Source organism: Hyphomonas sp. UBA3601 (assembly GCF_002375605.1).
Lineage (GTDB): Bacteria > Pseudomonadota > Alphaproteobacteria > Caulobacterales > Hyphomonadaceae > Hyphomonas.
Genome location: NZ_DFME01000148.1, coordinates 31,621 through 41,686 on the forward strand (window position 1 = coordinate 31,621; position 10,066 = coordinate 41,686).

10 protein-coding genes are annotated in these 10,066 nt (G+C 57.8%); 6 read left to right on the forward strand and 4 right to left on the reverse strand.

From position 1 onward, the window contains the following. The 6 genes from B4F73_RS16650 to B4F73_RS16675 all read left to right on the forward strand — a co-directional run. Positions 1 to 591, forward strand: a 591-nt coding sequence (locus B4F73_RS16650) for a helicase-related protein (protein WP_290483836.1), incomplete at its 5' end; no start/stop codon positions are given. A 178-nt stretch (positions 592 to 769) separates the two neighbouring features. Further along, positions 770 to 1,330, forward strand: coding sequence for an ATP synthase F1 subunit delta (atpH, locus tag B4F73_RS16655; RefSeq protein WP_034815795.1), 561 nt, complete (start codon positions 770 to 772; stop codon positions 1,328 to 1,330). A gap of 8 nt (positions 1,331 to 1,338) precedes the next feature. Further along, the gene (atpA, locus tag B4F73_RS16660; RefSeq protein ID WP_206993225.1) at positions 1,339 to 2,874 is read left to right on the forward strand and encodes a F0F1 ATP synthase subunit alpha; all 1,536 of its coding nucleotides are present in this window, start codon (positions 1,339 to 1,341) and stop codon (positions 2,872 to 2,874) included. Positions 2,875 to 2,915: 41 nt separating this feature from the next. Continuing rightward, a complete protein-coding gene (locus tag B4F73_RS16665; protein ID WP_290479584.1) occupies positions 2,916 to 3,794 on the forward strand; it encodes a F0F1 ATP synthase subunit gamma in 879 nt (292 codons plus the stop codon). 47 nt (positions 3,795 to 3,841) lie between these two features. After that, positions 3,842 to 5,266, forward strand: a complete 1,425-nt coding sequence (gene atpD, locus B4F73_RS16670; protein ID WP_290479583.1) for a F0F1 ATP synthase subunit beta — start codon at positions 3,842 to 3,844, stop codon at positions 5,264 to 5,266. Positions 5,267 to 5,286: 20 nt separating this feature from the next. Continuing rightward, positions 5,287 to 5,694, forward strand: a complete 408-nt coding sequence (locus B4F73_RS16675) for a F0F1 ATP synthase subunit epsilon (protein ID WP_206990671.1) — start codon at positions 5,287 to 5,289, stop codon at positions 5,692 to 5,694. A 79-nt stretch (positions 5,695 to 5,773) separates the two neighbouring features. Here the strand turns inward: B4F73_RS16675 and B4F73_RS16680 are convergent, their stop codons facing one another. From B4F73_RS16680 to B4F73_RS16695, 4 genes are all read right to left on the reverse strand, one after another. After that, a complete protein-coding gene (locus B4F73_RS16680; RefSeq protein ID WP_206990670.1) occupies positions 5,774 to 6,442 on the reverse strand; it encodes a DsbA family oxidoreductase in 669 nt (222 codons plus the stop codon). A 43-nt stretch (positions 6,443 to 6,485) separates the two neighbouring features. Then, positions 6,486 to 7,952 (reverse strand): pyridoxal phosphate-dependent decarboxylase family protein, encoded by a 1,467-nt coding sequence (locus tag B4F73_RS16685; RefSeq protein WP_290483837.1) that lies wholly within the window; start codon positions 7,950 to 7,952, stop codon positions 6,486 to 6,488. A 78-nt stretch (positions 7,953 to 8,030) separates the two neighbouring features. Continuing rightward, positions 8,031 to 9,161 (reverse strand): 4-hydroxybenzoate octaprenyltransferase, encoded by a 1,131-nt coding sequence (gene ubiA / locus B4F73_RS16690; protein ID WP_290483838.1) that lies wholly within the window; start codon positions 9,159 to 9,161, stop codon positions 8,031 to 8,033. A 98-nt stretch (positions 9,162 to 9,259) separates the two neighbouring features. Then, positions 9,260 to 10,066: aldehyde dehydrogenase family protein (locus tag B4F73_RS16695; protein ID WP_290483839.1), on the reverse strand; the 807-nt coding region annotated here is incomplete at its 5' end.

A 10,066-nucleotide genomic window follows, 5' to 3' on the forward strand; every position in this document is an offset into this window, starting at 1 on the left:
GGTGAAATTGATGTCCTGATCGGCACGCAGATCGTGGCCAAGGGACACAATTTCCCAAATCTTACCCTGGTTGGTGTTGTAGATGCTGACAGCGGCATGAAGGGCGGAGACTTGCGCGCTGGTGAGCGGACCTACCAATTGCTCAGCCAGGTTGCGGGCAGGGCAGGGCGGGCCGAGCGCCCCGGGCGCGCACTGGTTCAGACTTATGCGCCCGACAATCCTGCCATGATGGCGCTGGCCGACAATAACCGTGACGGATTTTTGCAGATCGAGCGGGAAGTTCGCGCGGAACTTGGCCTCCCGCCATTTGGACGACTCGCCGCAATGATTCTGTCTGCGCCGTCTGCGCAGCAAGTGGATGAAATCGCGCTGCAAATCATACAGCAAGCGCCCAATGGTGAGGGCGTTGAGGTTTTCGGGCCAGCGCCCGCTCCAATCGCCGTGCTCAGGGGCCGTCACCGTCGGCGCTTTCTCGTGAAATCGCCCAAGAACATTGACCTTTCAGCCTATATGGCAGCATGGATCGCTCGGTTGAGGCTGCCAAATGCGGTGAGGATGTCAGTCGACATTGATCCTTACTCTTTCCTGTAAGCCCATGGTTTTGCAGTGAATGCCATTTCGCCGCATACATTGCGTCTTTGGCTCTGTTGTCAGGCTGAAAGACTGATGCTAAGCGGCGCACAGTTTGTATGGGCGCGTGCCGAAGGGTGCGGTGCCTTGCTTTGTATTTCCGGTCGATTTGGCCGACTCAACCACGGACGACAGAACCTTGGCTGCATCTAAAGTGACACAAGCGAGCGAAGCTGCCCGGCGCTATGCCAGCGCTCTGTTCGACCTTGCTCAGGACAAGGGTGAGCTCGCCAGTGTCCACAAGGATTTTCAGGCTTTTGCAAAGCTCCCGGGAGAGGCTAAAGACCTCGCCACACTGATGGCGTCTCCGGCCTTTTCTGCAGATGAAAAAGTTTCTGGCCTGTCGGCAATCATGAAAAAGGCCGGCTTCTCCGGACTTCTCGTGAATTTCGTGGGCGTAATGGCACGCAATGGCCGTTCTCAGGATATTCTGGGTGCCCAAATCGCCTTTGACGAATTGTATGCGAAACAGCGCGGCGTGAAGCGCGCCGTTGTTCGAACCGCAAAGGAAATGTCTGGTGCCGAGCGCCAGCGTATCGAATCTATCCTCGCAAAGGCCGTTGGCGGCGAGGTCGAATTGTCCAGTGAGGTTGATCCCTCGCTGATCGGCGGCATTCAGCTGCGCATCGGCTCTCAGCTCGTTGACGCAAGCCTTGCTGCCAAACTTGATCGCATGAACACCGCCATGAAGGGAGCATGAGTAGCTCGATGGACATCTCACCAGCAGAAATTTCGGGCATCCTGAAATCGCAGATCGAAAACTTTGGCGTTGAAGCTGAAGTTTCCGATGTCGGTCAGGTTCTGTCAGTTGGCGACGGTATCGCCCGCATCTACGGTCTCGACAGCGTACAGGCTGGCGAAATGGTTGAATTCGACGGCGGCATCAAAGGCATGGCGCTGAACCTTGAAAGCGACAATGTCGGCGTCGTGATTTTCGGCGACGACCGTTCGATCAAGGAAGGCGACACCGTCAAACGTCTCGACGAGATCGTGGCCGCGCCGGTAGGCAAAGGCCTGCTCGGTCGCGTCGTGAACCCGCTGGGTGAGCCAATCGACGGCAAGGGCCCGCTGACCGACGTTGCTGAGCGCGCACGTGTTGACGTAAAGGCCCCGGGCATCATCCCGCGCAAATCCGTTCACGAGCCCATGATGACGGGTATCAAGGCTATTGATGCCATGATCCCGGTTGGCCGCGGTCAGCGCGAACTCGTCATTGGTGATCGCCAGACCGGCAAGACCGCCGTGTGTATCGACACCATCCTGAACCAGAAGCCAACCAATGACGCCGCCAAGAGCGAAAGCGAAAAGCTGTTCTGTGTGTATGTCGCTATCGGTCAGAAGCGTTCTACCGTGGCCCAGGTCGTCAAGACACTCGAAGAGCGCGGCGCCCTCGACTACACGATCGTCGTCTCCGCAACGGCTTCCGAGCCGGCTCCGCTCCAGTACCTTGCACCCTTCACCGGCTGCGCCATGGGTGAGTGGTTCCGCGACAACGGCATGCATGCCCTGATCATTTATGATGACCTGTCCAAGCAGGCTGTGGCGTATCGCCAGATGTCCCTGCTGTTGCGTCGTCCTCCAGGTCGCGAAGCTTATCCGGGCGACGTGTTCTACCTTCACAGCCGCCTGCTTGAGCGCGCCGCCAAAATGGGCGATGCGGCTGGCAACGGCTCCCTGACGGCCCTGCCAATCATTGAAACCCAGGCCAACGACGTGTCGGCCTACATCCCGACGAACGTGATCTCGATCACCGATGGCCAGATCTTCCTTGAAACGGACCTATTCTATCAGGGTATCCGCCCAGCTGTGAACGTCGGCCTGTCGGTGTCCCGTGTGGGGTCGGCTGCTCAGACCAAGGCGATGAAGAAGGTCGCCGGTTCGATGAAGGGTGAACTCGCTCAGTATCGCGAAATGGCTGCCTTTGCGAAATTCGGCTCTGACCTCGACGCCGCAACTCAGCGCCTGCTGAACCGTGGTGCGCGTCTGACCGAGCTCCTGAAGCAGCCACAATACTCGCCGTTGCTGATGGAAGAACAGGTCTTCGTGATCTATGCCGGTACACGCGGCTATCTCGACAAGGTCGAGCTGAAAGACGTCACCCGGTACGAGAAAGAGCTGCTTGCTCACATTCGCGGTGCCAAGACGGATCTCTTGTCGAAAATTCGTGAGGAAAAAGCCCTCACGGACGACATCGAAGCCGGCATCAAAAAGACGCTCGACGACTTCACGGCGAAATTCGCCTGATATCACCCGCAGATTGAGAACGAAGAACCAGAAGGCCTGACATGCCCAGCTTGAAGGACCTCAAGAACCGGATCAGCAGCGTGAAATCCACGCGCAAGATCACGAAGGCCATGCAGATGGTCGCGGCAGCAAAGCTGAAGCGGGCGCAAGACGCCGCGACAGCTGCGCGGCCCTATGCCGAACGCATGGCCTCGGTTCTGGCCAACCTCTCAGCTTCGGCTGGCGCGGGCGGACCAAAACTCCTGACCGGAACCGGTGAGGACAAGACTCACCTGATCGTCGTTCTGACGGCGGAACGTGGCCTTGCCGGCGGCTTCAACACCTATGTCGTAAAGCTTGCCAAGCAAAAAATTGGTGAGCTGCGCGCCGAGGGTAAAACCGTGAAAATTCTCACGGTTGGCAAGAAGGGCCGCGAACAGCTGTCCCGCGAATATGGCGACCTCATCGTCAACCATATTGATTTGTCCGGCGTTAAGGGCGGGGACTTCTCGGAGTCCGCCATTAGCCTCGGAAAGTTGCTGACCCATGAATTCGAAGCAGGTGAGTTCGACGTCGCCACGTTGGTCTATTCCCAATTCGTAAACGTGCTCAGCCAGCTTCCGACGGCTCAACAATTGATCCCGGCGTCTGCGCCAGAGGATGCAGAAACGGTCGATCTCGGCAATGCACTCTATATCTATGAGCCATCCGAAGAAGCCATTCTCGAGACACTGTTGCCGCGCTACATCAACACGCAGATCCTGTCTGCGATACTGGAAAGCGCTGCCGGCGAACAAGCCAGCCGCATGACGGCGATGGACAATGCTACCAACAATGCCGGCGAGATGATCGACTCGCTGTCGATGGAATATAACCGCGCCCGCCAAGCCCAGATCACGAAGGAGTTGATTGAGATCATCTCCGGAGCTGAGGCACTCTAAATGGCCAAGACTGTATCCATATACCCGCTCCAAAGGAGACGACCCGCATGAGCACTCCCGCAAACGCTAAAGGCCGCGTGTCCCAGGTTATCGGTGCTGTTGTCGACGTCGAATTCGACGGCGAACTGCCCGCCATCCTCAACGCGCTCGAAACCGACAATAATGGCAACCGCCTGATGCTTGAGGTTGCCCAGCACCTCGGCCAGAACACGGTCCGCACCATCGCCATGGACTCCTCTGAGGGGCTCGTGCGCGGTCAGGCAGTTGCCGATACCGGCGCTCCAATCATGGTTCCCGTCGGCCCGGCCACACTCGGCCGCATCATGAACGTGATCGGTGAGCCGATCGACGAACGCGGCGCGGTAGATACAGACATGCGCCGCTCGATCCACGCAGAAGCGCCTGAATTCGTCGACCAATCGACCGAATCCGAAGTGCTCGTCACCGGTATCAAGGTCATCGACCTGCTCTGCCCATACGTGAAGGGCGGCAAGATTGGCCTGTTCGGCGGTGCCGGTGTGGGCAAGACGGTTCTGATCATGGAACTGATCAATAACATCGCGAAACTGTTCGGTGGCTACTCGGTGTTCGCCGGTGTCGGTGAACGGACCCGCGAAGGAAACGACCTGTACCACGAGATGATCGAATCCAAGGTTATCAACCTGGAAGGCGAGAGCCGGATCGCACTGGTCTACGGTCAGATGAACGAGCCTCCGGGCGCGCGTGCCCGTATCGCCCTCACGGGCCTCTGCCAGGCTGAATACTTCCGCGATGAAGAGGGCAAGGACGTTCTGTTCTTCGTCGACAACATCTTCCGCTTCACCCAGGCCGGCGCTGAGGTGTCCGCACTTCTGGGCCGTATCCCGTCCGCTGTGGGCTACCAGCCCACGCTGGCAACCGACATGGGTATGCTGCAGGAACGCATTACCTCGACGAACAAGGGGTCGATCACCTCGGTCCAGGCCGTGTACGTGCCGGCCGATGACCTTACCGACCCTGCGCCTGCCACATCGTTTGCCCACCTTGATGCGACCACGGTTCTCAACCGCGCGATCTCTGAAAAGGGCATCTACCCCGCTGTGGACCCGCTGGACTCCACCAGCCGTATCCTTGACCCGATGGTCGTCGGCGAAGACCACTACAACGTGGCGCGCGGCGTGCAGGAAATCCTGCAGCGCTACAAGGAACTGCAGGACATCATCGCCATCCTCGGCATGGACGAACTGTCGGAAGACGACAAACTGGCCGTGGCTCGCGCCCGTAAGGTTGAGCGCTTCCTGTCGCAGCCGTTCGATGTGGCTGAAATCTTCACCGGTTCGCCGGGCGTGCAGGTGAAACTCGAAGACACGATCACGGCATTCAAAGGCTTGATCGCGGGCGAGTATGACCACCTGCCAGAGCAGGCCTTCTACATGGTCGGCAATATCGATGAGGCGAAAGCCAAAGCTGAAAAGATGCTGGCTGACGCCTAAGCGATAACGGACAGGGACGAATGGCCAACAAACTCCACTTCTCACTCGTATCTCCCGCCAGAGAACTTTTCTCCGGCGAGGTGGATCACGTGATTGCCCCCGGCTCGGAAGGTGAGTTCGGCGTGCTTGCAAACCATGCTCCGTTCATGACCACGCTCAAGAATGGTGTTGTTCGTGTTCTGGAAGGCGACACTGTCAAGATGCGCATCTTTGTGCGTGGTGGTTTTGCCGATGTGACGGCCGAAGGCCTGACCATTCTGGCGGAAGAAGCCCGCATGCTGGACAAGCTGAAAGTCGAGGATGTCCAGAAGGAGCTCGACGAGACGCTTTTGAAAATCCAGTCGCTGGATAAGGGCGACAGCGCCAAGCTCGCATTGCAAGAGCACTACGATTATCTCGAAAGCCTCAAGGCGGCGATGGTTCACTAACCGAACCGACAGTTAGGCAAACAGGAACGCCGCCCTTTCGGGGCGGCGTTCTGCGTTTTGGGAGTGGTAGATCGTCTGATCAGCCCTGGGCTGGGCGTTCTTCCGGTAACTGCGTTGCGGCGTGTTGGAGAAACTTCGCCAACTTTTCAGCGGTCTCGGCCCCCTGAACGGCGATACGTCGATGCGCGATGTATGTCGGCACACCGCTTATGCCCATTTGCTGGAACAGGGCTTCTTCGTTGCGGACATTCTCGACGTCGGCATCGGTGGGCATCAATTCAGCGACAATGGATGGGTCGAGATTGATCTCACGCGCAATGTCGACCAGTACCTCGGTCTCTCCAATGTCACGTCCATCGGAGAAGTATGCCTTGAAAAGCGCTTCCTTGGCTTCTGCACCCTTCTGCTGACCCTGTGCCCAGCGCACAAGGCGGTGCGCATTGAAACTGTTCGGGCGGCGCGTGATCCGGTCGAACTGGTAAGGGATGCCTTCTTCCTGTCCGTATTGGATCAGGGCGTCACGCATGGTGTTGGCGCGATCCCTTCCGGAATCAGAGCCGAACTTCTCCTTCATATGCGCCTTGTAGTCGACGCCTTCGACAGGAATTGTCGGGTCCAGTTCAAAAGGACGGAAGATCAGTTCCACGTCCAGTTCCGGGACCAGTTTGATTGCGTCGTCCATCCTGCGCTTGCCAAGCCAACACCAGGGGCAAACCAGGTCCGATACCATTTCGATTACAAGTGTCATGCGACCAATCTAGGTATGCATCTGCCCAGACGCAAATAACGTGTCAGTCAGAACTCAGAACTTCCCGCGCAATTCGCAGGATTTCGCGAACAAGCAGGTCCAGGTCAGAGCGCCGGGTCCGGTGGTTTGTGATGTTCACGCGGATCGCCACGCGCCCATTTATCTTCGTGGTCGAAGGTGCGGCTATACCTTGCAGTTGCAGCTGGACGACAATCTCCGCGTTCAGCTCGTCCAATTCTGTATCGGACAGGTCTTCGCGCAGATATCGAAAGCAACAAATCTGCATTGAGACAGGAAGCAGCAACTCCAGTTCAGGTGTGGTCCGAACCAGTTCGCCCAGATAAGCGGCTTGGTCGCAGTTCTGAGTGATCAGCCTGCCAAGCTTGGCTTCACCATGCTCGGCGATCTGCGCCCAGACTTTAAGCGCCCGAAACCCGCGCGATAATTCTGGCCCGAGTTCAACCGGCCAAGTACCACCCGCGGCCAGCCCGCGGTCTGCTGATTTGAGATAATCCGGACGGTCTGAGAAAGTTTTCAAGTGCGTCTGGCCCGAGCGGATCAGGATGCAACCTGCATCGTAATTCACGTGAAGCCATTTATGAAAATCGAAAGCAATTGAGTCCGCACGCTCCAGCCCGTTCAGATGCGGACGCAACCGGTCGCTCAATATGCCGAGTGCACCGAATGCGCCATCAACATGGAACCACAGGTCTTCTGCTTCCGACATTTCCGCCAGCGCGGCGAGGTCGTCGACGGTACCTGCATTCACCGAGCCGCACGTGCCTGCGACCAGAAAGGGCTCGAATCCTGCTGCGCGATCTGCTGTTATCGCCTCCTGCAACGCCGAGACATCGATTTGATGTGCTGGCGTAACCGGGATCTTGCGCAATGCAGCGGTGCCTAGGCCGAGCAAGTCGAATGCCCGCGCAATGCAGGCATGGGCTTCACTGGATGTGTAGCCGACCAGTCTGTGTGTCCCCATGCCTTCGGCGCGACTGTGAAAGTCGAGATGGGCATCACGTGCGGCCTTCAGTGCAATGATGGTCGCCATTGATGTGCCTGAAACGATCAGGCCGCTCGCATCCTGCGGAAAAGAGAAGAGACGCTTGCACCAGTCTATCAGTTGGCGCTCCACCTCAATCGCACCATGATTGCGACCGCCAGTATTCGCGTTGATCGCCGCTGTGATAATATCTGCAACCAGATTGGACGGTGTGCCTGCCCCATGCACCCAGCCGAAGAAGCGCGGATGCGTGTTTCCGACACCATATGGCAGCAACTCCCGCATAATAGAGTCTACACTTTCCGGCGGCAGGCCGGTTTCCGAAAGACTGAAAGCGTCTTTCATATCCTCGGGAGGCGGCGTCCAGACTCTGCCTTCGCGCGTATGCTCCATCTTATCGACGGCAGTGTCGACCATGGCATGCAACCGCTTGCGAAAGGTATTCCAGTCAGATGGATCCAGGCTGTCTTCGGAAAATGGCGGCGGCGTTTGGTCATAAGAGGTCATACTCTTCGATCTCGCCTTTTTGCTGCGGAGACAACGGGGTCGGACAGGGGCGAGCGCATGCGTCGCACCTTGAAGGGGTCAAGGTGCGGAGGGCGCGCCTTCGTCCGGTCCAATCACGCCTTCGCGCTTTAGGGCTCTGAGGGCTGCACTCGCAAACCAAGTCTCACCAGATTCTGAAGGAGACGGGCGTGCATGTTTCATCTCGAACCCGAAGGGCAGGCTCATCGTGGAAGGAGGACCGTCTGGAACAAGCTCATGGTCAGCAAATAGCGAACTCTGTGTCGGCTCCGGTGCCATGGCGGACAGGGCGAAGCCAAATGCAACAAGGGCGCCCGCCCAGACGTTGGATTTGAACACGGCAAGCGCGGCTTGCTCACGGCTCGACTTCAGTCGCACTGACTGCCAGACGCCGTGAGCGAGGAATAACAACGCGGTCAGCGCGCCTATTCGACCGGCCTCATTCATGGCAGCTGCGAGGGCGATAAGCGCCGCTGCGCCGAGGTGGAAGCAGAAGCTGATCAGTACTGCCCGCTTGCCGAAGAGGCGCGCGGTGGACCGGACACCAATCAGGGCGTCGTCTTCACGATCCTGAAGCGCGTAGATGGTATCATAAGCGATCGTCCACAGTATCAGGCCAGCATACAGCACGATGACGGGAAAGCTGACATGGGATGCAACGGCCGCGCCAACCAGGACCCCCCAATTGAACGTCAGGCCCAACCAGGCTTGAGGCCACCAGGTCACGCGCTTCATATAGGGGTATGCGACGACCAGCGGTATCGATAGTAGCGCGACGAATTTTGCGTCCAATGGCAACAGGAGCCAGACAGTAAATCCGATCAGAAGTTGGGCTCCGAGAAAATAGTAGGCTTGTTTTAGCGTGACCGCGCCGGATGGAAGTGGTCGTAGTGCTGTGCGGCTCACGCTGGCGTCAAAGTTCCGATCCGTTATGTCGTTCCATGTGCAGCCTGCTCCACGCATGGCTACCGCGCCGAGCAGGAACAGGATCGCCCAGACGAGATCAAAAACATAAACGCCCGTAATCAATCGCTGGAATGCCAGACCAATCAAGCATGGCAGATAGAGCAACCAGATGCCCACCGGCCGGTCCCACCGGGCCAGCATGGCATAGGGTTGCCAGCCAAGCGGCAGGCCAGACAGCCATCCGGGCAGGGCACTATCGGCTGGAATCGTGCGTGTGTCGTCCATCGCAGCGGCTTATACCGAAATTCTGTGTTTCAAACAGCCACAGACAAGCACGAGGCGAATAGTGCCAGAAAATCCCTCTGGCGCTAACGCAGTCTGGTTCAGGCGATGAACACGGTCTTGCGGTTTACGAAGGCCTTGACGCCGTCAGCGGCCAGTTCTCGCCCATAGCCGGACTGTTTGATCCCCCCGAACGGCATCCGAGGATCAGATGAGACCATCGCGTTGACGAACGTGGCACCAGCCTCCAATTCGCTGACGGCCTGATCCATTTCGACTTTATCTTGCGTGAAAATGACTGATCCGAGTCCGAAAATACTGTGGTTTGCGCGGCCGATGGCCTCGTCCAGGTCATTCACTTTCCAGAGATTGGCGACTGGTCCGAACATTTCCTCGTCGGCTGACGGGCTGCCCTCTGGAGCGCCGATCACTATGCATGGATCAAACCAGTTTCCGGTATCGGGCAGGGTGTTGCCCGCATGGAAAACGGTGGCCCCAGCCTTGACCGACTTTTCGACCTGTTCGACGAGCTCATCGCGAATGGACGCGGTAGCAAGAGGTCCAATATGGGTCCCGTCCTCGGTTGGGTCGCCGACTTTGAGGTTTTTGAAGCGAGCCTCAAAGCCGCTCTTGAACGCGTCATAAACGTCGGCGTGGACGAAAAAACGCTTTGCGGCGATGCAGGACTGACCATTGTTCTGGGTCCGGGCTTTGACGGCTGTGTCGAGTGCTTTTTCGAGGTCAGCGGAGGGCATGACGATAAATGCGTCGGATCCACCAAGTTCGAGAAGGGAGGGCTTGATGGCCTTGCCCGCAGTTGCTGCAACCGCTCCACCTGCAGAGCCGGAGCCTGTGAGTGAAACGCCTTTTACGCGATCATCCTTGATAACACTTTCGACGTGTTTTGA

Bases quoted from the DNA above. Each gene is read 5' to 3' on its own strand.
- atpA (WP_206993225.1), top strand. From the start codon at position 1,339: ATGGACATCTCACCAGCAGAAATTTCGGGCATCCTGAAATCGCAGATC.
- B4F73_RS16665 (WP_290479584.1), top strand. From the start codon at position 2,916: ATGCCCAGCTTGAAGGACCTCAAGAACCGGATCAGCAGCGTGAAATCC.
- atpD (WP_290479583.1), top strand. From the start codon at position 3,842: ATGAGCACTCCCGCAAACGCTAAAGGCCGCGTGTCCCAGGTTATCGGT.
- B4F73_RS16675 (WP_206990671.1), top strand. From the start codon at position 5,287: ATGGCCAACAAACTCCACTTCTCACTCGTATCTCCCGCCAGAGAACTT.
- B4F73_RS16680 (WP_206990670.1), bottom strand. From the start codon at position 6,442: ATGACACTTGTAATCGAAATGGTATCGGACCTGGTTTGCCCCTGGTGT.
- B4F73_RS16685 (WP_290483837.1), bottom strand. From the start codon at position 7,952: ATGACCTCTTATGACCAAACGCCGCCGCCATTTTCCGAAGACAGCCTG.
- ubiA (WP_290483838.1), bottom strand. From the start codon at position 9,161: ATGGACGACACACGCACGATTCCAGCCGATAGTGCCCTGCCCGGATGG.